At 71.7% G+C, this 23,146-nt stretch carries 21 protein-coding genes; 11 read left to right on the top strand and 10 right to left on the bottom strand.

Going from position 1 to position 23,146, the window contains the following annotated elements:
* The first annotated feature begins 75 nt into the window (after window positions 1-75).
* Window positions 76-1,023 carry a hypothetical protein gene (locus tag G6O68_RS10295; RefSeq protein ID WP_165247317.1) on the top strand — a complete coding sequence of 316 codons (948 nt, stop codon included), beginning with the start codon at window positions 76-78 and terminating at the stop codon, window positions 1,021-1,023.
* A gap of 265 nt (window positions 1,024-1,288) precedes the next feature.
* Window positions 1,289-2,359 carry an RNA 3'-terminal phosphate cyclase gene (gene rtcA / locus G6O68_RS10300; protein WP_206108066.1) on the top strand — a complete coding sequence of 357 codons (1,071 nt, stop codon included), beginning with the start codon at window positions 1,289-1,291 and terminating at the stop codon, window positions 2,357-2,359.
* A 93-nt stretch (window positions 2,360-2,452) separates the two neighbouring features.
* Here rtcA and G6O68_RS10305 read toward each other — a convergent pair whose 3' ends face one another.
* Complete coding sequence (locus tag G6O68_RS10305; protein ID WP_165247321.1) at window positions 2,453-2,878, bottom strand: ribosome-binding factor A; 426 nt, start codon at window positions 2,876-2,878, stop codon at window positions 2,453-2,455.
* A gap of 550 nt (window positions 2,879-3,428) precedes the next feature.
* Here G6O68_RS10305 and G6O68_RS10310 point away from each other — a divergent pair.
* The 5 genes from G6O68_RS10310 (at window position 3,429) to G6O68_RS10330 (ending at window position 7,117) form a co-directional block, all read left to right on the top strand.
* On the top strand, window positions 3,429-4,061 hold the full coding sequence (locus tag G6O68_RS10310; RefSeq protein WP_165247323.1) for a hypothetical protein: 633 nt from the start codon (window positions 3,429-3,431) through the stop codon (window positions 4,059-4,061).
* 113 nt (window positions 4,062-4,174) lie between these two features.
* Entirely contained in the window at window positions 4,175-4,600 is a 426-nt protein-coding gene (locus tag G6O68_RS10315) for a cupin domain-containing protein (RefSeq protein ID WP_165247325.1), read from the top strand.
* Window positions 4,601-4,717: 117 nt separating this feature from the next.
* Entirely contained in the window at window positions 4,718-5,482 is a 765-nt protein-coding gene (locus G6O68_RS10320) for an SDR family oxidoreductase (protein ID WP_165247327.1), read from the top strand.
* A gap of 83 nt (window positions 5,483-5,565) precedes the next feature.
* The gene (locus G6O68_RS10325; RefSeq protein ID WP_165247329.1) at window positions 5,566-6,519 is read left to right on the top strand and encodes a hypothetical protein; all 954 of its coding nucleotides are present in this window, start codon (window positions 5,566-5,568) and stop codon (window positions 6,517-6,519) included.
* 103 nt (window positions 6,520-6,622) lie between these two features.
* Entirely contained in the window at window positions 6,623-7,117 is a 495-nt protein-coding gene (locus G6O68_RS10330; RefSeq protein WP_165247331.1) for a hypothetical protein, read from the top strand.
* A 22-nt stretch (window positions 7,118-7,139) separates the two neighbouring features.
* On the opposite strand, the gene G6O68_RS10335 is transcribed toward G6O68_RS10330, so the two are convergent.
* The 7 genes from G6O68_RS10335 to G6O68_RS10365 all read right to left on the bottom strand — a co-directional run bounded on the left by G6O68_RS10335 (window position 7,140) and on the right by G6O68_RS10365 (window position 15,867).
* Window positions 7,140-8,816, bottom strand: coding sequence for an alkaline phosphatase family protein (locus G6O68_RS10335; protein WP_165247333.1), 1,677 nt, complete (start codon window positions 8,814-8,816; stop codon window positions 7,140-7,142).
* Between the two features lie 846 nt (window positions 8,817-9,662).
* A complete protein-coding gene (locus G6O68_RS10340) occupies window positions 9,663-10,247 on the bottom strand; it encodes an REP-associated tyrosine transposase (protein ID WP_165247335.1) in 585 nt (194 codons plus the stop codon).
* A 254-nt stretch (window positions 10,248-10,501) separates the two neighbouring features.
* Window positions 10,502-11,050 carry a formaldehyde-activating enzyme gene (fae, locus tag G6O68_RS10345; RefSeq protein ID WP_165247337.1) on the bottom strand — a complete coding sequence of 183 codons (549 nt, stop codon included), beginning with the start codon at window positions 11,048-11,050 and terminating at the stop codon, window positions 10,502-10,504.
* Between the two features lie 98 nt (window positions 11,051-11,148).
* Window positions 11,149-11,739 (bottom strand): hypothetical protein, encoded by a 591-nt coding sequence (locus G6O68_RS10350; RefSeq protein ID WP_165247339.1) that lies wholly within the window; start codon window positions 11,737-11,739, stop codon window positions 11,149-11,151.
* 128 nt (window positions 11,740-11,867) lie between these two features.
* On the bottom strand, window positions 11,868-12,959 hold the full coding sequence (locus tag G6O68_RS10355) for a lipid-binding SYLF domain-containing protein (protein ID WP_165247341.1): 1,092 nt from the start codon (window positions 12,957-12,959) through the stop codon (window positions 11,868-11,870).
* Between the two features lie 212 nt (window positions 12,960-13,171).
* Complete coding sequence (locus G6O68_RS10360) at window positions 13,172-13,855, bottom strand: hypothetical protein (protein WP_165247343.1); 684 nt, start codon at window positions 13,853-13,855, stop codon at window positions 13,172-13,174.
* Between the two features lie 89 nt (window positions 13,856-13,944).
* The gene (locus G6O68_RS10365) at window positions 13,945-15,867 is read right to left on the bottom strand and encodes an esterase/lipase family protein (RefSeq protein WP_165247345.1); all 1,923 of its coding nucleotides are present in this window, start codon (window positions 15,865-15,867) and stop codon (window positions 13,945-13,947) included.
* A 209-nt stretch (window positions 15,868-16,076) separates the two neighbouring features.
* Between G6O68_RS10365 and G6O68_RS10370 the strand changes: the two genes are divergently transcribed.
* On the top strand, window positions 16,077-16,532 hold the full coding sequence (locus G6O68_RS10370) for a hypothetical protein (RefSeq protein WP_165247347.1): 456 nt from the start codon (window positions 16,077-16,079) through the stop codon (window positions 16,530-16,532).
* Between the two features lie 16 nt (window positions 16,533-16,548).
* Here G6O68_RS10370 and G6O68_RS10375 read toward each other — a convergent pair whose 3' ends face one another.
* Window positions 16,549-18,099, bottom strand: a complete 1,551-nt coding sequence (locus tag G6O68_RS10375; protein ID WP_165247349.1) for a trypsin-like peptidase domain-containing protein — start codon at window positions 18,097-18,099, stop codon at window positions 16,549-16,551.
* 290 nt (window positions 18,100-18,389) lie between these two features.
* Here G6O68_RS10375 and G6O68_RS10380 point away from each other — a divergent pair, with 290 nt between their 5' ends.
* Together G6O68_RS10380 and G6O68_RS10385 are read left to right on the top strand one after the other, a co-directional pair.
* Window positions 18,390-19,451 (top strand): serine hydrolase, encoded by a 1,062-nt coding sequence (locus G6O68_RS10380; RefSeq protein WP_165247351.1) that lies wholly within the window; start codon window positions 18,390-18,392, stop codon window positions 19,449-19,451.
* A gap of 128 nt (window positions 19,452-19,579) precedes the next feature.
* Window positions 19,580-21,748, top strand: coding sequence for a leucine-rich repeat domain-containing protein (locus G6O68_RS10385; RefSeq protein WP_165247353.1), 2,169 nt, complete (start codon window positions 19,580-19,582; stop codon window positions 21,746-21,748).
* A 17-nt stretch (window positions 21,749-21,765) separates the two neighbouring features.
* Here G6O68_RS10385 and G6O68_RS10390 read toward each other — a convergent pair whose 3' ends face one another.
* A complete protein-coding gene (locus G6O68_RS10390; RefSeq protein WP_165247355.1) occupies window positions 21,766-22,473 on the bottom strand; it encodes a GDSL-type esterase/lipase family protein in 708 nt (235 codons plus the stop codon).
* Between the two features lie 273 nt (window positions 22,474-22,746).
* Here G6O68_RS10390 and G6O68_RS10395 point away from each other — a divergent pair, with 273 nt between their 5' ends.
* Window positions 22,747-23,052 carry a hypothetical protein gene (locus tag G6O68_RS10395; protein WP_165247357.1) on the top strand — a complete coding sequence of 102 codons (306 nt, stop codon included), beginning with the start codon at window positions 22,747-22,749 and terminating at the stop codon, window positions 23,050-23,052.
* Window positions 23,053-23,146 lie beyond the last annotated feature (94 nt).

Genomic DNA, 23,146 nt, shown 5'->3' on the forward strand with positions numbered 1-23,146 from the left:
CTAGACTCGCCCCCCGTCGGCGGAGGCGATCCGGTCGGGGACGAGGTCGGGCATTTGCGGAAAGGATTCCGCCCCATGCGTGCGAATCGAGGGGTTTCGGCCGTGAGCCGGCGGGCGGTCCTCGCCGGCCTGACGACGGGGCTCGCCGCCGCCTGGGGCTGCAACCCCCACAAGGACCAGATCCGACCCGACAACCTCCTGGGGCGGATCGGCGGCCGCCAGGGCCAGGTCATCGAGCCCAAGAAGTGCGCCCTGCGCATGGCGGTGGTCACCCGCCCGTTCCGCGACCCGATCATCAACGAGGTCGCCTGGCGGTCGGTCGACGAGCAGGCGGTCGCCCCCGAGGAGCGACTGGCCCTGCAGGCCAACGGCATCCGCATGGGCCGGATCACCGGCGAGCTCCCCCGCGAGCTGGAATCCCTGCTGAACGCCCCCCCGCCCAACCAGGTGGAGCCGATCACCTTCCTCGTCCCCGAGGGGACCCAGGAGCTGCTCACGGTCTGCGACCCGGTCGCCCAGGCGAGCCTCCTGATGAACCGCGACCGCCGCGTCACGGGCAAGGACTACAGCGAGGCCGCCGGCTTCTACCGGGTCACGCCCGAGCACCACGACGGCGAGGCCGTCGCCCTGCGGCTCACCCCGGAGATCCACCACGGGCCCGTCCAGCGGTCGTACCAGCCGCTCCAGCAGCCGACCCCCTACTCCCCCCAGGAGTTCAAGATCGCCGACGGCCAGCAGCAGGACTCGCTCCGCGACCTGGCCGCCAACCTCGTCGTCGAGCCCCAGCAGGCCGTCGTGCTCGGCTGCCTCCCCGACCAGGAGCGGAGCCTCGGCGCCTTCCTGTTCACCGCCTCGGCCGACCACCCCGACCGCCGCAGCCAGCGCCTGGTGCTGATCTGGGCCGCCCGCAACCAGGTCGGCGTGCTCGACGACAAGGCGAAGAAGGGGGGCGACGCCGAGGGCCCGGCCGGCCCCGGCCTGACGGCCCGCCCCACCGCGGCCAAGGACGAGGCCGCCCGCTGACGTCCGCCCGACGAGAGGCCGCGCCGCGGAACGACTCCGGGCGGGCGGCGTCCCGTTGACCTCGCACCCAAGGAGCGCGACCATGGAAGGCGACATCGGATCCGGGGATCGGCGGGAACGCCCCCCGACGGGCCTCGAACCGAAGCCCGCCGGCGGGTGTCGGAAGCGCTGGGTCGGCCACGCCGCGCACGAGCCGACCCCGGGACCGGTGCGGCCGTCGTGGGCCTCTCCCCCCAGTCCTCGGCCTCCCAGGGGATCGCGCGCCGTGTCGACTTCCAAGTCCCCCTCCGAATCCCTGGTCGTCCTCGACGGCTCGCGCGGCGAGGGGGGCGGGCAGATCCTCCGCACCGCCCTGTCGCTGTCGCTGCTGACGGGCCGGCCGTTCCGGATCGTGAAGATCCGGGCGAACCGCGACAAGCCGGGGCTGCGGCCCCAGCACCTCAAGGCCGTCGAGGCCGCCGCGCTGCTCGGCCGCGCGGACCTCCTCGGCGCCGAGGTCGGCTCGCGCGACCTGGTCTTCCGGCCCGGCCGGGTCGAGCCCCGCGACCTGGCGATCGACATCGGCACCGCCGGCTCGACCGGCCTGGTGCTCCAGACCCTCCACCTCCCCCTGGCGATGCGCGCCGAGACCGCCTGCCGCGTGGTCCTGACGGGGGGCACGTTCAACCCCAAGGCGCCCGCCTATCTGTTCCTGGAGCAGACCTGGCGCGGCCACCTGGCGAACCTGGGGATGCCGGTCGCCCTGGCCATGCCCTCGGCCGGCTTCTACCCCCGCGGCGGCGGCCGGCTGGAGGCCTGGATCGAGCCGGCCCGGCCCCGGGCCTGGGTCCGCACCACGCGCGGCGACCTGCTGCGGATCCGGGGGGTCGCCGGCTCCGCCAACCTCCGCGAGGACGTGGCCCGCCGGATGCGCGAGCGGGCCCTGGCCCGCCTGGCGGACGAGGGCTGGAACGTCGACGTGGAGATCGAGGCCGCCTCGTGGCCCAGCCCCGGCCAGGGCGCGGCGATCGCGCTGACGGCCGAGCACGCCGGCTCCGCCCCCGCCACGTTCGTCGGCCTCGGCGAGCGCGGCAAGCCCGCCGAGCGGGTCGCCGACGAGGCCGTCGACGAGCTGCTCGACTTCCTGGGCGTCCCCGACGGCGCGGTCGACCCCCACTCGGCCGACCAGATCCTCCTGCCCCTGGCCCTGGCCGACGGCCGCTCGGTCTACACCGTCTCCCGCGTGACCGAGCACCTCCGCACCAACGCCGCCACCATTGGGGCCTTCCTCGACCGCGAGATCGAGGTCGAGGAGTCCGTCGCCCCCGACCAGCCCGGCCGCGTCGTCGTGGCCTGACGCCCCGTCGGCCGGGGAGAGCGGCTCCGGCGGCGGACGGATGCGGGGGCGACGGGCCTGGCCGCCGCCCCCGGGATCATCGGTCGGCCCGCCTCAGTCGTGCGAGCCGGCCGGGGTCAGGTGATAGATCAACACCGGCGTGCGCTTGCGGGTGATGGCCTGGGCGACCTCGCCGCGGATGTGGCCCGAGGCCTTCGCCAGGTGGCCCTCCACGCGGTCGAGCGCCCGGTCCTCGTCGCACTCCAGGGCGACGACGAGCCGCGAGGCGTCGGGCGCCGGCTCGACGTTCACGACCCGGAGGCCCTGCAAGAGCGGGTCGCCGCAGTCGGCCAGGACCTCGCTCAGCGTCACCGCGACTTGATGGCAGAGCTGCATGGCCTTGCGGCCCGCCGGCTCCGACGGCCCGCCGCCCCGGCCGCCCCGACGCCGACGCGCCCCCGCAGGTCGCGCGCCCTCGCGGTCGCTCGCCTCGGTCGGGGTCCAGTCCTCGATCCGGCGCAAGGGGAAATGACGTCCCATGATCGTCCTCGTTCCTGAGATTCGCTGTGCCTGAGAGCTTCCTTCGGCGCCTCGCGACATCGCGCGAAGCGTCGTCGACCGCCGGTCCCGATCCTCGGGCGCGGCGGCGTGGATGAAGAAACGGCCCGAACTCGCGGGATGCCGCCGCGACGGGCGCGGGGCGGAACCGGAGCGTCGCACGGTCAGGACGCGCGGACGCTAAGCTCAGCGGCGATCCGAAAGGGCGGCGAGAGGCGGAGTCGGGCTCGACGGCTCAAGAGGGCGGGGGAAATGCAGCATCGTCGGCCTCCTTCGCATGAGGAAAGGAGAGGTGGCATCGCGTTCGAACCGCGTTAAATCACGATCGACCGTGCAAGTCTATTCTAGCTTGCCGATGCGGGGCGGGCAACACGGTCCTTCGGACGCCGGCGGGCCTCGCCGGGTTCGCGGGCCGGGCCCGGGCACCCGGCCGACCCGGCCCCGGAGGCAGGTGGCCCTCGGCCGCCGGCGGGGCTACCATCGGAGGGCGTCGCGTGAGGAGCCCGGCCCCGGCCCCCTGCGAGTCGAACCGATGGACGAGTCCGCGGACGAAGCGGCCTTGCTTCGCGAGGTCGCCCCCTGGCTCGGCGACGACGAGTCGATCGTCTGGATCGGCCGCCCCGACCCCCGCCGGTTCCGCTGGGAGTCGGCCGGGATCGGATGCCTCGGCGCGATCGCCTTCGGGGCGGTCCTCTTGCCTGCGGTCGCGATCGCCGACGTCGTGGGGACGCGAATGCACGCCCCATGGCTCAAGGGCCTGACCGCCAACATCCTACTGTTGCTCCTCCTTCGGCGGCTCGTCGGTCCGCATCAGGGGAGAGTCCTGTGCGAGCGAACGCTTTACGTCGTAACGACCGCCCGGGCCATCGTCCTGAACGGATTCCAGCATTCCATCGAGCGGAACCGCCTTGAGTCGACCTTTGTCGACCGAGCGTTCGAGATCCCTTCGATTCGACGCCGCATCGTTAAGCGCCGGCGTCGAGGCGGTTCGGGCGACCTGATCTTCGACGCGAACGAGGTCAGTCGCGAGAATCGAAGCCAGGGCGGGTTCCAATTCGGCTTCTTCGGCGTGCCCCGCGTCGACGAGGTCGACCGCATCCTGGAGCGGGTCGCGGTCGGCGGCAAGGACGAGAAGAAGGACGCGCCGGACCCGGACTTCCCCTGACCGAATCCGCCCGGGCCTGTCACGAATCGCCCCCCCTCCGACGTCCTTGCCCACGAACGGCGGGGCGAGTCCCGCTGTCGACGGACCCATCGGGAATCGAGGGAGGGACGATCATGAATCGCGGTCTACTGGTTCTTCTGGCGATCGGGCTCGGGGCGGGCGTGATGGCGGCCGCCCATCGCCACGACGACGGCGAGTCGGTGCGGCTGATCTCCGCCCGCGACATCGCGGAGAAGCTGGACGGCGAGGCGACGAAGGCGTCCGTCGTCGAGGTGACCATCGAGCCCGGCCGGTCCGGACCGCCCCACCGGCATCCCGGCCCCGGCTTCGGCTACGTCCTGGAGGGCGAGTACGAACTGGGGATCGACGACCAGCCGACCCGCGTCTACAAGGCCGGCGAGACCTTCTACGAGCCGGGCGGCTGCCTGCACCGGGTCTCGCGCAACCCCGCCTCGAAGGGGAAGACCCGCCTCATCGCCCTGGTCCTCCACCCGCGCGACGCGGCCGAGATCGCCGTGCCGGAGAAGGTGCACGACTGACGCCGACGAGCCACGGGCGCGCCGATCGAAGGACTTTCGCATCATGAAGCCTTGGTCTCAAAGCCTTCCCCCACCGGGGGGGATCGGGTCATCATCCGTCGATCAGGAGAATTGCAGATGAAGATCGTGGTCGTCGGCGGCAGCGGGTTGATCGGGTCGAAGGTGGTGGCCGGGCTGCGTCGGCTCGGCCATGAGGTGACGGCGGCTTCGCCCTCGTCGGGGGTGGACGCGGTGACCGGCGAGGGGCTGGCGGAGGCGCTCGCCGGCGCCCGGGTCGTCGTCGACGTGGCGAACTCCCCCTCGTTCGAGGACGCGGCGGTCCTGGCGTTCTTCGAGGCCTCGGGCCGGAACCTGGCGGCCGCCGAGGCCGCCGCCGGGGTGGAGCACCACGTCGCGCTCTCGGTGGTCGGGACCGATCGCATGCTCCAGAGCGGCTACTTCCGCGCGAAGCTCGCCCAGGAGGGGTCGATCAAGGCGTCGGGGATCCCTTATACGATCGTCCGCGCGACCCAGTTCTTCGAGTTCGTCCCGGCCATCGCCGAGTCCGGCGCGGACGCCGTCGACCGGACGGTCCGGATGCCGACCGCCCTGTTCCAGCCGATCGCGGCGACGGACGTCGCGGCGGCGCTCGTCGACGTGGCCCTCGCCGCGCCGGCGAACGGCACGATCGAGCTGGCCGGCCCCGAGCGGCTGCCGTTCGCCGAGATGGTCCGCCGGCTCCTCGCCTCGAAGGGAGATGACCGCGCGGTCGTCGCGGACCCCGACGCCCGCTACTTCGGCGCGGCGATCGACGACCGATCCCTCGTCCCCGACGACGGCTCGCTCGTCGGCCCGACGCGGTTCGACGACTGGCTGGCCGCGGCGGTCGCGAGCGGCCGGTGATTCCGCGCCTCGCCGTCGGGGCCTGGGCGGGGCGCGGGATTCCTGGCAGAATCGTCGCCCGACCCGACAAGGAGGAGCGCGCGATGGCCGAGAGAACCGCCCGATCCGAAGCCCCCGAGCCAGGTGGCGTCGTCCTGGAGTGGCTGCTGGATTCGGACCCCTCGATCCGATGGCAGGTCCTGCGCGACCTGACGGGCGAGCCTCCCGAGGTCGTCGCCGCCGAGCGGGCGCGGGTCGCCTCCGAGGGCTGGGGCGCCCGGCTGCTCGACCTTCAGGCTGCCGACGGCCAGTGGGGGGGCGGCGTCTATTTCCCGTACTGGACCGCGACCACGGACACGCTGGCCCTGCTTCGGGAGCTGGGCGTGGACCCGGATTGCGATCGCGCCCGACGCGCGGCGGGCCTCGTCCGCGACCGCGTCACCTGGGGGGAGGAGTTCGGCGACGCCCCCTTCTTCGAGGGCGAGGTCGAGCCCTGCATCAACGGCCGGGTGCTCGCCCTCGGCGCGTACTTCGGCGAGCCGAGCGATCGGCTGGTCGACCGGCTCCTGGGCGAGCAACTCGACGACGGCGGCTGGAACTGCGAGGCCCCGGCCAGCAAGCGCTCCTCGTTCCACTCGACGATCTGCGTCCTCGAAGGGCTGCTGGAGTACGAGAAGGCCAGAGGCCCCGCGACGGCCGTGGCCGACGCCTCCGCCCGGGGCCGGGAGTACCTGCTGGAACGCGGCCTGTTCCGCAGGCGGTCCACCGGAGCGGTGATCGACGCCGACTGGGCGCGGTTCTCGTTCCCGACCCGCTGGGCTTACGACGTCCTGCGGGGTCTGGACTACCTGCGAGCCGCCGGCGTCGAGCCCGACCGGCGGATTGCCGAGGCCGTCGCTCTGGTCGTGCGGAAGCGCGACGATTCCGGGCGCTGGCCCCTGGAGAACCCCCATCCCGGCGAGGTCCACTTCGCGATGGAGGCCGCCGACGAGCCCAGCCGCTGGAATACGCTCCGGGCCCTGCGCGTGCTGGACTGGGCCTCGGACGGAGCGTGGTGATCCGGGACGCCCCGGCCCCGGATCGACACGGCTTGACGCCGTGTGGCGATCATGCGATACCCCGCAAGATCCACGTCCCGTCCCCACGAACTCGGAGGAGGCGATGATGCGTCCCAGGTCCCTTGGGCTCGCGATGTCAGCTTGCGCGATGCTGGCGGGCGCCGTCCTGGCGGCCGGCGAGCCGGGCCCTGGCGGGGCCGAGACGCCCCGCGCCCACGTCGTGCCGCCGGAGGTGGGCTCGCGTTGCCGCATCGAGCTGAACCCGACGACGGCCGGCCGAGATGAGACCGTCGCGGAGTATGAGGGCGTGGTCGTCAGGTCGAGCGCGGAGGGGGTCGGCCTGTCGGTGGTGGAGAAGCGGGTGACCGTGGTCCGCAAGACGCCGCTCGCCCGCGTGCCGTACCTGGAACGGCTCTTTCGGAACGTCGGGGTCAGCCGCTCTGGGTCGGGGGCCGGGGCGGAAGTCTGGCTGCCGACGGCGACGATCCGCTCGGTCAGGCGGACCCCCACCGGGGCTGCGAGGCCGGACGACCCGCGAGTCTCGACCCCCGAGTTCTCGTCGATCGACGCCCGACCCGCGCCCTCGCGCGAGGATTGAGCGCCCGACGCGGCGGGCTCGTTTACAGATACCCCAGGTCGGCCAGGCGGCTCTGGATGGCGGCGTCGTCGTCGGCGTCGTAGGCCGAGCCGACGGCGGCGGCCTGGTCGTCGTGGCGGTCGTCGCGGTGGTCGGCGGTGGCGGCCAGCTCGGGCGTGAGCAGCTCGGCGAGGACGCGGCCGTCCATGTCGGCGGGGACGGGGACGCCCAGCAGGTGGAGGACGGTCGGGGCGACGTCCAGGAGGTCGGCGCCCTCGGGCGCGGCGTGGGGCCGGACGCCGGGGCCGCCGGCCACCAGGATCCCCTCCATCCGGTGGTCGCCGGTGGGGCCGAAGGCCGGCGAGATCAGCTTGTGGGTCGTGAAGTCGTGGAGGCCGATCGTGCGGTACTTCCAGTCCTTCAGGACCACGGTCAGGTCGGGGGCCTTGTCGGCGTGGGGGCCGTGGTACAGCTCGGCGGCCTCGTGCACGCGCTCGACCAGCGGCTCGCCGGTCTCGGGGTTGGGGATCGCCATGAGGCCGGCCTTGATCTCGTCGAGCAGGGCGCGGGCGTCGTTCGGGTCGACGCAGCCCTGGGGCTGGCGGCCCTTGAGGTTCAGGAAGATCTGGCCGAAGTTCCCCTGGGCGTAGGCCCGGGTGCGCGACCAGTCGATGTGCTCGCGCGAGAGGAAGGTCTTCTCGCCCAGGCGGTCGAGCCAGCTCTCCTGCTTCCCCCGGAACCGGGTGACGCGGTGGTTCGCCATCCCCCACTTGCTCATCAGGCCGTAGAACCACTGGGGGGTCACGCCGCGGCGGTAGAACCAGTGCTTCTGCTTGACGTAGAAGTTGTCCTTGAGCGCGATGTAGCCCTGCTCCAGCAGCCAGACGTTGAAGTTGACGTAGTGCTCGATCGGCCCGAAGCCGTGGTCGCTCATCAGCAGGAACGTGGTGTCGGAGTCGGCCTTGTCGAAGATCGCGCCCAGGCCGCGGTCGAGGGTCTTCCAGAATTCCAGCAGCTTGGGCCGGAGGGCCTGCAGCTCCTTCTCACGCCCCTTGGCGGCGGCGTGGGTGGTGTCCCAGGCGTGCCACAGCTCATGGCCGAAGCGGTCGGTGGCCATGAGGTCGAACATCAGGAGGTCCCACTCGCACCGCTCCATCAGGAAGGCGATGCTCTTGAGGTGCTGGTCGAGGAACGCGGTGAGGTCGTCGGTCACGGCCTCCTCGTTGTTGCCGTCGTGGATCGAGGTCGACCAGGCGTGATAGGGGCCGACGGCCTTCTCCAGTTCGGCGAACAGGGCGGGGTCGGAGGAGAAGTCGGGCGCGTTCTCGGGGCTGAGGAAGTCCCCCAGGTAGAAGCCGGGGAAGTCCTTCGCCGGGCGCGGGGGGTAGCTCATGGGGACGCCGCCGGCGATCGCCTTCTTGCCGTGGCGGGCGGCGACCTCCCAGATCAGGTCGGAGCGGATCGCGCGCGAGGAGTTGACCCGGCCCTTCATGGGGTCGTGGTCGTGCTCCAGGAACTCGAAGACGCCGTGCTTGCCCGAGTTCTTGCCGGTCATGACGCCGGTCCAGGCGACCGGGCTGAGGGGCGGGAAGACCGATCGCAGCTCGCCCGAGGCCCCGCCCCGGCGGAGTCGCTCGAAGTTCGGCAGCAGCCCGTCCGCGGCGAGGGGCCCCAGGATGTCCCAGGTGGCCCCGTCCAGGCCCAGCACCATGACCTTCATCGCCGCTCGATCCTTTCTGTGCGTCCGCCGATTCGTCGATCCGCCGGGAATCCCGGAACTTCGGCCCCATTTCTCCCAGCTTGCGGGATTCCGGCCGCGATCGTCAACCGACCTTTGCGCTCGCCCCCGCCCCGCCTTCCGGCCCATTCGCGGTCAGTCCGAATCGCCGCAACCGCGAAACCCGACCCCGGCGCGACATCCGAAAGGCCCGTTCGACCGCCCCAACTTGTTCTATCCTATCACCTGCCCGGATTCTGGGCGGCGGTCGATGATTTTCTGGGCGGTCGTGCCGCGTGAAAGGAGTGTGAGGTGGTCGAGAAATCCCTCCCGAGCCTCCTTGCGGAGAAAATTTCCGAACCCCAAAACCAGGCTGTTTTTGGGTTTGCGAGCGACGGTGCGCTCGCCCTTTCGGAAGATTCAAGTCTTGGGCACGCCTCGTGCTTTAGATGCATTTCGTTGTGAGCGACGAGGCCGAGTCTGACGAGGCACTGAGTCGCTTCCCCAAGTCACGCCGAGAGATCCGACGACTCCGTCGGATCGCGGCAGCCCTCACGAGCAAGCGTCGTTCTCCCTGGCTGTGCCCGGCTCCCTCGGGGGGAGCCGGGCTTTTTTTTGCGCTACGATGGCCGGCCGGGGACTTCGGCCATGGCTCGGGACCGTCACGACGCCGACTCACCACGGGTTCTGCGAACCCGTGGCACCCGGCGCCGCACTTATCAGGTCCCTCGCTCAGCTTCATCGGGTCGTGGCGGATAACCCTCGGGTGCCACGGGTTCTGTGAACCCGTGGACCGGCGTCGGACCGATCTCGGGGCTTCGCCGAGAGGCTCGCCCAATCCGATTCGATTCAGACCCCGTCGGATGAGCCTCGGGCATCATCGAGCGTCGGGATGGTCGGATCGATCTCGATCGGGACCGGACGAATGCCGGCGTACCAGCGGGCGCTCGACCACTCCCAATCTTCCGGCCGTTCCACGAGACCGCGGCGTACCGGATTGAGGTGGATATAGGCGATCACGGACCGGACCGTCGAAGGGTCCAGGATGTTCCGGTCATAGCCACCGCCGACCTGCCAGAACCGCCGCTCGATGGTGCCGTCGCCGCGTTCGATGGTCAAACGTCTCAACCACGCGACGTCGTGCTCTTGCAGAAAGCGGATGGCCCGGAGCCCGACCGGCCGCTTGATCCTCCAGAGGATCCGGGAGATCTGGTACGGCCGCTCGCGCGGCGACAGCAGGATGTGGACATGCTCGGGCATCACGACGTACGCCCAGAGTTCAAAATTCATCGTCCGCCTGGCCGCTTCGATGGCCTCGACGAGCCAGTTCCGCGATCGGTCTCGGGCCAGCAGCGGGAGCCGCCGGTAGCAAGAGAAGGTCAGCTCATGAGCATGGCCGGGCTCGTCGATCCGCCGGCAGGCTTTTCGTGCCATGAGTCCGCCTGGCTCAATAGGTGAACGTCGCCAGCGGCGCTAGTTGACAGCTTTCGGCAACCGCGGGTTCTCCGAACCCGTGGAAATCGGCCTCGGGCCGGTCCCGAGCTGTTGCCGAGATCCCGAGCCGGTCCACGGGTTCGGAGAACCCGTGGCACCCAGGATCCCTACCGTCAAAGGCGTGGTCGAGGTGAGCAGGAAGGTCGGACCTGCTACGCAAAGGCTCGACGACCCCTGCGCCACCCGATTCTACCTTACAGCTCCCCGTCGACGCCCAGCTTGTGGAAGTAGTGCTCGACCTTGTCCTGGTTCTCCAGGAGCCAGTCGATGGAGGGGGCGTTGTTCAGGGCCTTGCGGATGACCTTGACGGTGGCCTCGCGGTGGACGTCGAAGAGGGCCTTGTGGTCGACGGTCCCGACGTCGAGCACGGATGGGTCGAGCCAGACCGAGTAGATGATCCCCAGGTCGTAGGCCTTCTCCTTGGGTATGATCCCTTCGCGGACGGCGTCGAGGACGCCGTGGGCGATCGCGGCCTGCACGGTGCCCATCAGGATGTTCGTGTACTTGGCGTCCTTGACGGTGACCTTGCTGACCATGAGCGTGGCCGGGCGGACCTGGACGTCGCTGTTGAGGATCGCGAAGACCCGCGAGTGCCCCTTCACCTGGTCGCCCATCAGGGTCGCCAGGGCCGTGCCCACCGGCCCGTCCAGCTCGCCGATCACGATCTCCGGCTCGGCGCAGAGGTAGTCCTCGGAGCCTTCCACCAACGCCTCGCCCGTCCGCAGCAGGATGCGCTCGCTCATCGTCGCCTCGTCTCTCGGTCTCGTCGTCACTGGCCTGTTCCTCGCGAGGGACCAGGATAGCGGATCGACGGGCGACAAGGAATCGATCGGGCCCGAGGCTACTTCGTCGCGGCCTTCGGGAGCCGGACGGCCTTGATGGAGCCGTTGGCCTCCAGGTCCTTCCCGAACGCCAACTCGACCTCGACGCCCTCAGCCGGGAAGCCGGGCACGGTCGCCTTCGGCTTGGAGCTGTAGCCTGCGCCGGCGTCCTCGATCTCGAAGCCGACGACCTTGCCGTCGCGGACCAGGGCGAAGGCGACTGCCGGCCTCGCCGTCCAAAGCTCGCCGCGGCCGGGAATGTAGCGGTAATGGTCGGAGACCTCGTCGAGCCGCTCGTTGGTGACGCCGTACGGGCCCAGGGCCTTGAGGAGCACGGCCTTGTTCGCCCGCTCGCGCTCGCGCGTCGGCCTGGTCCCCGCCGGCGCGGGGCGGACCTGCTTGAAGGCCTCGCGGAAGACCTCAGGTTTCACGCCGAGCCCGCCCGCGACCAGGACCACCGGCCGGCCCCGGTCCGCCGGGTCGGTCTCGTGGCCGCCTGAGAAGACCGCGGGGATTCGCTTCACGCCCTTCGCGGGCTCGTCGGCCCGGGCGGCGCAGGAGGTGAGGCAGGAGAGGCCGAGCGCGGCGAGGATCGCGGGGGTGGGCTTCAAGCGAGTCGTCCTTTCGGGAGCCGGGCGCAGCGACGACGCCGCGCGACCGGATGATCGCGCGGCGTCGTCGGGTGATCGGGAGGGCGATTCGGCGGTCCGCCCCGGATATTGCGTCGGCCCCGCTGGGCTCAGGACTTGGGCGGGTCGAGCGGCGGGATGGAGTCCAGGTCGAGGCCGGGCTCGGCGGTCGGCCTGGGGGACGATTCGACCTTGGCCTTCGGCTTCGGGAGCGGCTCGTTGTCGGGGCGGGCCGGGCGCGGGTCGGGGATGGCGGCGGGGAGGTCCTCGTCGTTCATCTTCTCCGAAGGCCGGGCGCTGGGGAGCGGGTCCAGCTCGTCCTCGTCGAGGTACTCGGGGCGGATCACCCGGGGGCGGGGCCGGGGCTTGGCCTCGGGGGCGGTGCGGACGGAGGACGAGGTCCGGGGCGGGGTGCCTTCCATCACCTCGTCGTCGCCTTCGAGGATGATGGTCTCGCCCTCGACGACCCGGCCGGGGCGCTCGACGATCACGCCGTCGGCGGGGAGCGCGGTCTTCTCGGCGAGCATCTGCTGGAGGGTTACGGCCTGGATGGGGACGGGGAGCGTGCTGTTGATCGCCACGATCTCGCCGACGGAGACGGGCCGGCCGTAGTAGAGCATGTTGGCCCGCCAGTCGATCTGGAGCGTCCCCCCCTCGGCCGAGACGCCGGCGAAGACTCCCCGGCTGTTGGAGTACGAGAGGATCTCGGACTTCAGGGCGACGTCGGTGCCGGCCTCGAACCGCCTGCCCGCCGGCCCGGCCGCCACGCCGACGTCCACGCCCAGGGTCATCTTGTCGCGGCCCTTGATGAAGCGATCGAGCCCGCGCTGGGTCTGGAAGACCAGGATCAGGTCGGTCTTCTGCGCGCCGGCCTGGAAGCCGAAGCTGCCGCCGACCAGGTGGATGAAGACCGGGTTGCTCCAGGAGCCGTCGGCCTGGCGGATGAGCAGCGCGCCGCGGCCGAACCGGGCACCGATGACGAAGCCCGCCTTGACCATGCTGGGGATGATGGCGATCCCCTGGGCGTTGCGCATCACCAGCCGGGGCATGCCCGTCTTGGGGTTCCGCGTCACCTCGCTGAGCGCCTGGATCGACTGGCCGATCACCACGTCCGGGGGCTTCTGCGCCCGCGCCGCGTTCAGGGGGAGGCATCCGAGGACGACGCACAGGGCGGCGATCCGCAGCCGGCCGGGAGTCCGCATCGAAGTTCTCGCTTTCTCAAAGGCTGCCGCGTGAAACAAAGCGCCGTCGACCGATCGGACGGCGGGGATTCCGGCGGCTTGTACAGCGATTCCGATTTTTCGTCAAGCGGAGCAGCCTGCGTGCCGACGGGGTCGAGTCTGCGGCCGGGCCTGTCGTCCCGCCTGCGGATCGGGAGGGTGAGAGGGGTTGGCGCGGCGACCGGCCGCGGCGCTTACCAGGCGACGCCGTCCTGCTCCAGGCTCCGGCCGGCCAGGCCGATCCAGGGGCAGATGAGGGCGATGCAGCGGCCCTCGTCGTCGAAGCCCAGGTAAGGATGGCAGCCGCCGGGGGTCATGAAGCCGACGCCGTCGCCCCCTTCCGGGTGAACGTTGAAGCGGAAGCCCTGTCCTTCCCAGAACGCCTCGGCCCCCTCGAGCGCGCCGCAGAGGTCGACGACGCCGTTCCAAAAGCGGCCGTCGTCCGGCGTCCATTCGCGGTCGCCCCGGTCGAGGTCGGCCGCGGACTCCCGCTCCAGGAGATCCACCAGGCGCGCGAAGGCCGTCGGGACGATCAGCATCACGTTGGACGTGCCTGTCGAGAACGGTCGGGGGGACCGCTCCCAGCGCGTGGGCGGCGGGCCTTCGCGGTACGCGCAGGTCGCGATCGCGCCGTAGTTGGTCGCCTCGACGTCCGCCTCGCGGAGGGTGGCCACGCGATACCGGCCGGGGGCGAGCGGGACGGGGAAGGCGTCGGCGAGCGACCAGTCGTTGAGCGGGTCGATCAGCAACGCGCCGTCGTCCCCGACCCGGATCGCGCCGTGCTCGCGCGGCGCGGCCCGCAGCTCCCGGCCGTCGAGGGTCGTCACGAGGGTCCGGCCCAGGAGGCCCGCGATCGATCCGAAAGGTGGCTCGTCCATCGTCGTCGTTCCTGCTCCGCTCGGGTCCGAGGTGGGGGTCCTACGGATAATCGAACGGCCGGGCCGATCGGCGTCAAGGCGGGGGCGGCTCAGCGGAGGATCCGCAGGTCCAGGGGCTTCTCGTCGCGGGCGACGTCGGCCTTGACGCGGGGGTCGGCGGCGGCGTCGTCGAAGCGGGGGCGGGTGGGGCCGTCGGGGCGGGCGGGGCGTTCCGGCGGGGCCTTGCCGGCGAGCAGGGCCATGCGGTCGGCGGCGAACTCGTTGTAGTGGACGGCCAGGACCCGGCGCATCTCCTCGATGGCGGCCTCGGTCTCCTGGGCGGTGTGGCCGCTGGAGACGATCAGCTCGGACATGGCGCCGTCGAGGTGGGCGCTCAGGTAGGGGACGACGCCGTCGCCGCCGGTGGGGAGCGGCTCCTCGCCGTCGTAGCCGATGATCGAGTGGAACGGCACGGAAGGCTCGATGGGGAGGTCGTCGATGGCGCGGAGGACCGGGTTGGCCACGCCGAGCTGGGCGACGCTGGTCGCGTAGCGGCGGTCCTTGAAGTCCCATCCCACGTCGTCGCCGCCGTTGAGCTTCGCCAGGGCGCCCTGGATGTCGACGACCTGCTGCGGCACCCGGATCAGCCGCGAGGCGATCCGGCCGATCCAGGCGTCCCCCATCGGGCTGCCGTGGTGGGGCGTGGCCACGAAGACGGCCCGGCGGACGGTCGGCACGGGGGCGAAGAACATGGTGTCCATCAGCATCCGCTTGGGCTCGTCGGCCAGCACCACGTCGTCGGGCGACTTGGCGGACGCGGCCTTCCAGAGCGAGTCGCCGCTGTCGCTGACCATCAGGCGCGTGAGCACCCCCCCCATGCTGTGGCCGATCACCACCATCCGGTCCATCGCCGGGTCCTTCGCCTGGGGGTCGAAGTCGTCTCGGATCGAGATCAGGGACGACCGCAGCCGGGCGGCCGAGGTGAGGATCGGGTTGCCGGTGGAGTAGAAGAACATCCAGAACTGGTAGCGCTTGCGCAGCTCCGGGTCGCCGCGCAGCTCGTTGATCGCGTTGGTCCAGGCGGCGGGGCTGGACATCAGGCCGTGGACGAAGACGACCGGGATCTTGCCGGGCTGGTACGGGTCCATCATGAAGATGCCCGTCTTGCCGTCGTACTCGGACGGGTAGAGGACGCCGAGGCCGCCGACGAGGTCCAGGTTCCCCTCGTGGAACTGGCGGGCGATCCCGATCGTCATGTCGTAGGCCAGCGGCAGGGGCTCGCCGCCGTCCGGGCTCCAGGTCATGTCGGGGTCGCGCACCGGGTCGTGGAACTCCAGCACGGCCGGCGGCTCGCCCGGGCCGCCGGGGCGGAGGACGGCCGAGGCCGACCGGAAGAGCTGATCCGGGAAGTGCCGCTCGGACGGGTCGGTCAGGTCGACGGCGCCCTCGATGACGCGACGGCGGTCCTCGACCACCTTGGCCATGCGGATGACCACCGGGGCGCCCACGCCGCCGCGCGCCATCGAGCGGTGGAAGCCCTTGACCTCGAACTCCCGCGTGGGGAGGACCTCGCGCCAGAGCGCCGGGTCGTACAGGGCGACCCGGCCCGAGACGCCGATGCCGGACTGCGAGAGGGCGTCGGTCCAGGCGACCTTCTCGGTCTTCACGCGGCGGTCGGCCGTGACCAGCAGGAATTCGATGGCCCGGCGGTACGCGCCCCGGCCGTCGACCGCCTCGGCGGAACCTTCGCCGCCGGCGCCCCCCTCGATCACGGCCGACAGGGCCTCCAGGGCGGCGTCCCGGAAGTAGGTGACGGCCCAGCCGGGGTGCTTGCGGTCCAGCTCCAGCCCGGTCTTGATCAGGGCGTGCGCGCGGCGGTTCCCCGCCGGGGCGAGCGTGGCCGTCTCCACGACCTCGCGCTTCTCTCGGTTCAGGATCGGCTTCTGGTGCACCACGATCTGCGCGCAGCCGCCGACCGCCGTCAGGACGACGGCCAGGACCGAGAGCATCGCCGCACGCCGTCGTCGCATCATCCGCCGTCGCCTCCGGGACCCGGCCGAGGCCGTGGGAGAGGATCTCGGTGCGGATCCTAGCGACTTCGGCGATCCTGTCTGCGCCGGTTCGGAGCGAGCCGCGCCGGGAACCGCCGGATCCCGGCGCGATTCTTCGCAAGATCCGGCCGGCGGCGGCGAGATCCGAGGGCGGATGACGCGAAAGGGACCCGACCGCCGGGGAGGCGACGATGGACATTCGCTCGGGGATCCGCGGCCGGCTGGGCCTCCGGTCCCTCACGCTGGCCTGCCTGGGCGCGCTCGCGGCCCTGGCGATCTTCTCGGTGCGCGACCACCTGGGGCGCCTCCGGCGGGATCCCGAGATCAGGCGGCTCCTCGTCCGGGGGACCGAGGTCGAGCCGGCCGAGGACGGCCGCTTCCCGTGGAGTTCCCTGGCGCGCGCCACATGGCGCGGCAAGGTGGCCGCCGCCCGGAAGCTCGTGGATCTCCAGGTCGATCCCGAATCGTCGGACCTGGACGAATTCCGCGCGCTCACCCTCGCCGTCGCCGAGGGCCGTTGGGACGTCGTCCGCGGGTTGCTCAGGCGCGTCGACGCCCCGGCCTCGCGCGACGGCGAGGGCGGTGCGCCGCCCGGCGAGGGGGAGGCGGGGGACGGGGTCCCTTCGAGCCGGGCGAAGCGGGAGTGACGCGGCGCGGCCGGAATCAGGGCCCGGCCGGCGGTGGGGCGGCGGCGCCGGGGGCCGCCTGCCGGTCCTGGAACGCCTTGGGGCCGAGGATCACCAGGCCGGTGCCGCGGCCGTCGGGGGTGATGACGAAGAGGGGGAGGCGCTGTTCGAGGTCGTAGTTGCGGATCAGGGCGAGGAACTCCAGGACCGACCGCACCGGGGCCTGCTCGACGGCGACGATCCACATGCCGGGGCGGAGGCCGGCGTTGAAGGCGGGGCCGGCCGAGACGACGCGGTCCACCTCGACGATCGTCCGGGGCTTGCCGTCGGCGGTCGGCGCGTCGGCCTCCTTCACGCGGAAGCCCAGGGGGGAGATCTCGGGGTTGGTGGGGCTCTCGGTCAGGGTCACGGTCGCCCGCTGCTCGGCGCCGTCGCGGTAGAAGACCACCGGGACGGCGACCCCCGCCCCCAGGTCGGCCGTGACGTACCGCAGGCCGATCGGGTCGCGGACGGCCCGGCCGTCGAGCGAGACGATCACGTCGCCGGGCCGCAGGTCGGCGCGGGCGGCCGGGCCGTCCGGGAGCACGCCGCCGACCACCACGCCGTCGGCCCCGGCGGGGACCTTCAGCTCCTCGGCCGTCTTGTCGTCGAGCGGCTGCATCGCCACGCCGAGGAACCCCCGGGCCACCCGGCCGTCCTTGATGAGCGCCTCGACCACCCGCCGGGCCAGCGAGGCCGGGATCGCCAGGCCGATCCCCTCGTACCCGCCGGACTGGGTGATGATGGCCGTGTTGATCCCCACGATCTTCCCCGAGAGGTCGATCAAGGGGCCGCCCGAGTTCCCCGGGTTGATGGCGGCGTCGGTCTGGATGAACGACTCGTACTCGGCGATCCGCAGGTCGTTGCGCTCGGTGGCCGAGACGATGCCGGCGGTGACCGAGTGGTCGAAGCCCAGCGGGCTGCCGATCGCCAGCACCCAGTCGCCGATGTCCAGCCTGTCCGAGTCGCCCCACTCGGCGGCGGTCTTCAGGTCGGTCTTCACCTGGAGCACGGCCAGGTCGGTCTTCGGGTCCGCCCCCACCAGCCGCGCGGGGACGTCGTCGCGGGGGCCCAGGCGGACCATGATCGTCTCGGCGTCCTGGATGACGTGGTTGTTGGTGACGATGTAGCCGTTCGCCTTGTCGATCACCACGCCCGAGCCCAGCTCGCTGCGAGGGCCGTCGCCCCCGCTGGGGGGCCCGCCGATCGGCAGGCCGTGGCGGCCGGTCCCCCCTCCGCCCCGGAACGACCGGACGTTCACCACCGCCGGCGAGACCGCCGTGGTCGCCAGCCGGAAGAGCCGCGAGGCCTGGCTCACCGCCCCCTGCTCGTCCAGCTTGGCGAGCGCCGCCGAGGCCGACTCGGCCCGGCCCGCCTCCCACGCCCGCCCCGCCCGCTCGGCCAGGAACGGCACGCCGTAGACCGCCAGCACCGCCAGGCTCAGCAGCGCCAGGATCATCACGAACCCCCGCCTCACCGGCGGCGTCGTCGGCCTCGGCGGCGGCGCGTCGTACCCATACCCATCGTCCGGCAAGTAGTCCGATGCCATGCTCGACCCGGCCTTTTTCGCGAAGTGACCCCGGTGCAAACCCCAAGGAGGCAAGTCATTGTGCGGGCGGCCCTCGGGGAAATCAACCGCCGTGGCGAGCCCCCCTCCCACCTCTCCCCCGACCTCCCGGCGGCCACCGCGACCCTCCCCGCGCATTTCCTTGGGATCCGGCGCGACGTCGCCTTACCTTGTTCGGGAGGCTTGGTCTTTCCGTTCGCGCTCGGGCTCCGATCCGGAGCCGCCCGAACCGGGGCGACGATCGGGAACAGGACCACCTCGGAGCGACGACCATGATCCGACTCGGCCTCCCGGCATTCCTGATCGCCCTCTCCCTGGCCGACGGCTCGGGAGCGTCCGTCGCCGACGACCGGGTCTTCCCCGGCGTCGAGTGGGAGCACGCCTCGCCCGAGGATCGGGGGCTGGACGGGCCGACGCTCGACCGGCTCGCCGAGGCGCTGGGGGGCCGGGGTTGCGTCGTCCGGGACGGCTACGTCGTGAAGGCCTGGGGCGACCAGACGCTCCGGACCGACTGGTACTCGTCGGTGAAGCCGCTCCTGAGCACGCTCCTGTTCTTCGCTGTCCACGAGGGGAAGGTCGCCGGCGTCGACGCGCCGATCCGGGACTTCGGCTGGGACCTGAAGCCGAAGGATCAGGCGATGACGTTCCGCCACCTGGCCGACATGACGAGCGGCTACGCCCGCCCCGAGCCGCCGGGCGTGGCCTGGGCCTACAACGACTTCGCCATCCAGCTCTACCAGGAGACCCTCTTCGACCGGGTCTTCCGCGCCGAGGCCGAGGAGGTGGTCGGCCACCCGGACCGCCTGGGGCCGCTGCGGTTCCAGGACGGCCTGAAGTTCAACGCCAAGCGCCGGCTGAAGGCCTCGGTGCGCGACTTCGCCCGGATCGCATGGTTCTGGGCCAACCGGGGCCGCTGGGGAGACCGTCAGCTCCTCCCCCGCCGCGACTTCGACGACTGGATGCGCCCGGACGTCCCCGCCGGCCTGCCGCGCACGGCGAAGGCCGAGACCGACGACTACCTCGGCGTCGGCAGCTTCGGCGGCGGCTCGGACCACTTCACCGCGTCCGGCCCCGGCATCTACGGCTTCAACTGGTGGTTCAACGCCCCGCTCGCCGACCCGGCCCGCCGGACCTGGCCCGACGCCCCGCCGGAGACCGTCATGAGCCTCGGCTTCGGCGGCAATTGCACCGCGATCCTGCCCGACCTCCGCCTCGTCCTGGTCTCGGCCGAGGGGGACTGGGGCGAGATCCAGCCCGGCGACCCCGGCTCGAAGATGAACCTCCGCCTCAAGCGCCTGGCCGGCTCCGTGCGCGACGACGCCCCGATGCCCTGATCCGACCGGCCCGGGGGAGACCCTCGGCGTCTCGTTTGACGCGGCCACGGGAGGTCCGATAAGATGCCCGGCGGCGGGGTCGAGGTATGAGCACGTCTGCGGACGAGGGACCGGCGAGGGGTCGCACGATGCTCGAAACGGGACGACGCGCGGCGGCGGGGATGGTCCTTTGGCTCGCGGCGGCCGGCGTCGGCGCCCCGCCCCCGCAGGCGCCGGCCCGCAAGCAGGCGGCGGCCCCGGCCCCCCCCGCGGCGAAGGCCGCGCCGGGCCCGCGCTCGGCCGTGGCGTTCGGGTTCGGCGGCAAGCTGGGGCCGAAGGACGAGGGGTTCGTCCCCGGCTTCGAGTCGTACAAGCTCCGGTTCGGCCCCGGCGACTGGGCCGGCGCCCGGATCGTCATCACGAGCGCCTGGGGCGACAAGAACCCGGATACGGACCTGTGGCACTGGCTCAACGGGCTGGAAGTCCGGACCTCGGACGTCCTGTCGGACAAGGACGGCGCCTACTTCATCTACTCGCTGGCCACGGCCAACGCCGACGACTGGATCGTCGCCAACTTCCGCTACACGCTGAGGGACGGCCGCAACGGCGTCGCGAGCGCCGTCATCCCCTACGGCGGCGACCCGACCATCCCGAGGGATACGATCGCGGTCCTGGGCTTCGGCGGCAAGCTGGGGCCGAAGGACGAGGGGTATCTCCCCGACTTCGAGTCGTACAAGCTCCGGTTCGGGCCGGGCGACTGGGAGGGGACGACGATCGGCGTCGCCATGAGCTGGGGCGAAGGGTCGGGCGCGATGGACCACTGGGGTTGGAAGGACCTGGCCGAGACCCGGACGTCCGAACTCCGTCGCGACGCGCAAGGGGCCTACTTCGTCCACTCGCTCCACAAGGAGGGCCACGCGCGTTGGGTCGCGTCGCTCTTCCGATTCACGCGGAAGGACGGCCGCCACGGCGTCGCCCGGGCGATCCACTCGTACCTGGGGGCGCTCGCCCCGCCGGTCCCGCACGGCGAGCCCGCCGGCTTCCCGTCCGCCCCGACGATCGCGGTCAAGCGTCCCCCGAAGCCGACCCCGCGCGCCCTGGCCGCGGCCCGCGTCACCCCCGCCGACCTGAAGTACCTGCAGGGCCTCACGGACGAGCTGCAGGGGATGGAGCCGGAGGACGTCGCCGAGATCACCAAGCTGAACCTCGACGAGAAGCCGATCGACGACGCCGGCATGGCCCACCTGCGGGGGCTCAAGGCGCTCCGATCCCTCTCGCTCCGGAATACCCGCGTCGGCGACGCCGGGCTGGAGAACATCGCCGGCCTCCAGGATCTGCAGGCGCTGACCCTGATCGGCACCCCCACGACCGACGCCGGGCTCCAGGTCGTCGGCCGCCTGGCGGGCCTGGTCGAGCTGCACGTCGACCAGACGCTGGTGACCGACGCGGGCCTGCGCTCGCTCCGGGGCCACAAAAACCTCCGCCAGGTGACCCTGACCACCACCGACGTGGGGGACGCCGGGATCTCCGCGCTCAAGGAGGTGCCCGACCTCCGCCGCCTGGTCCTCTCCAAGGACCCCGGCTACGTCAGCGAGCCGATCACCAAGGCCGGCCTGGCGACCCTGAGGACCTTCCCGAACCTGATGGAGCTGGAGCTGACGCACCTGCCGATCGGCGACGACGAGCTGGCGCAGCTCAAGGGGGCGCGGAAGCTCTACCTGCTGAACCTGTGGGCGACCCGGGTCACCGACGCCGGGCTGGTCCACCTCCAGGGGCTGCCGGAGCTGAACCAGCTCACGCTCGACGAGACGCCGGTCACCGGGGCGGGGCTGGGCGCGTTGAAGAAGCTCCCCGAGCTCAAGTACCTATTCCTGGGCTTCGGCGACATCGGCGACGCGGGGATGGCCCACATCGGCGAGCTGAAGGACCTGGAGGTCCTCCAGATCACCAAGGGGAACGTCACCGACGCCGGCTTCGCCCACATCGCCAAGCTGACGAAGCTCGACCGGATGCGCCTCCCGGACAACAAGATCACCGGCGCAGGATTGGCGAGCCTGCGGGGCCTGACCGCCCTGTATGAGCTCAACCTCTACTACAACAAGCTGGACGACGACTCGCTCGCCGTGTTCGCGTCGCTGCCGGAACTCCGAGACCTCTACATCTCGGGCGACCGGATCACGGACGCGGGCTTGGCCCACCTGAAGGGACTGGCCAACCTCCGCTACCTGAACATCTCGTGGACCAAGGTGACCGAGGCCGGCCTCGACGACCTCCGGAAGGCCCTGCCGGACCTGCGAATCGACCACGGCGACTTCTGAGCCGTCCCCGCCCGGTTTCAGCGGGCGAGGAACGGCCGGACGTGCTCGGCTAGGAGCTTGTAGCCCTCTTCGGAGAAATGGAGCCGGTCCTCGACGAACAGCTCGGGGCGGGCGCGGCCTTCCTCGTCGACGGTGAACTCGTCGGCGTCGACGAAGCCGACGCGGGGCATCTCCAGGGCCATCTCGCGGATCAGGCGGTTCAGCTCGCGGCCCTTGTCCACCTCGCCCCAGCGGGCGGGGGCGGGGCTGAGGCCGATGTAGAGGATCTCGGCCTGGGGGAGGCGCTCGTGGACGAGCCGGACGAACTCGGCGAAGTCGGCCGCGACCTCGCGGGGCAGCCGGCCGGCGTGGATGTCGTTGCCGCCGGCCCGCAGGAAGATCTGCTTGGGCTCGAAGGGGAAGATCAGGCGGTCGGCGAAGTGGGTGGAGTCGGTGATCTCCGAGCCGCCGAAGCCGCGATTGACGACCTTGTGGTCCGGGAAGTCCTGGGCCAGCGTCTTCCAGAGCCGGATCGTCGACGAGCCGATGAACAGGCCCCCCCCCTTGGCCGGCGGGGACTGCGCGTCGGCCGCCTCCATGGCGGCGATCTCGCTCTCCCACTTCGCGTAATCGTGCGCGATATGGCCGCGCCCGACCGGCTGCTGGCCGCGCAGCTCGGCCGTCAGCAGGCCCGCCCCGAGGATCAGGAGGAGGCTCGCGGCGATCGACGTCTTCTTGAGGTTCATCTTGGCAAGGGCCTCGGGCCAGGTTCACTGGGCGGTCCAGACGCCCCCTCGTCGGGCGGCGCGGACATATCCTGACAAGGCGAAAGAAAGCTCGCAAGGGGTCCGGTGCCGGCGATTCGAGAACGTAAATCTTCGGGGACCGGGCCGGCCCGAGTCGCGAAATCCGACGGCCGGCGGCGGCCGGGGTTCCGGGGCCCCCGGGGTTGCGTCATCATGAATCCCGAGGGCCGCCGATTCGCGGCGGGCGTGGGAGCATCGCGGGAGGGCGGCACGATGATCGGCGGCGAGAACGAGCGGCTGACGGGCGACCTGAAATCCGAGGCGGGCGAGGTCCTGGCCCCGGGGGTGACGGCGGAGATCGACAAGCTGGGGGGGATCCACGTCGTCGTGTTCCACCTGGCCGAGCGGGTCGTCGAGGCGGACCAGGGGCTGCGGTTCAGCGTCCGGGGGGGCCGCGAGATCGAGCTTTACGTCCCCGACGGCGGCGTCTGGGCCGACGGCACGGTGCGGGCGGCCGTCGTGAACGACACCGGCCAGCCCGCCTACGGCCTGGGCCTGGAGCCGTTCTCGGCCGATTGATCCCCCGAGATCGGGAGATGGGGCGGCCGGGCGTGGCGGGTGCGGGCGGAGACGTGTATGTTCGGTCGAGACCTCTCCCCCGGACGCCAACGAT

The sequence above is a fragment of the Paludisphaera soli genome (assembly GCF_011064595.1).
GTDB lineage: Bacteria > Planctomycetota > Planctomycetia > Isosphaerales > Isosphaeraceae > Paludisphaera > Paludisphaera soli.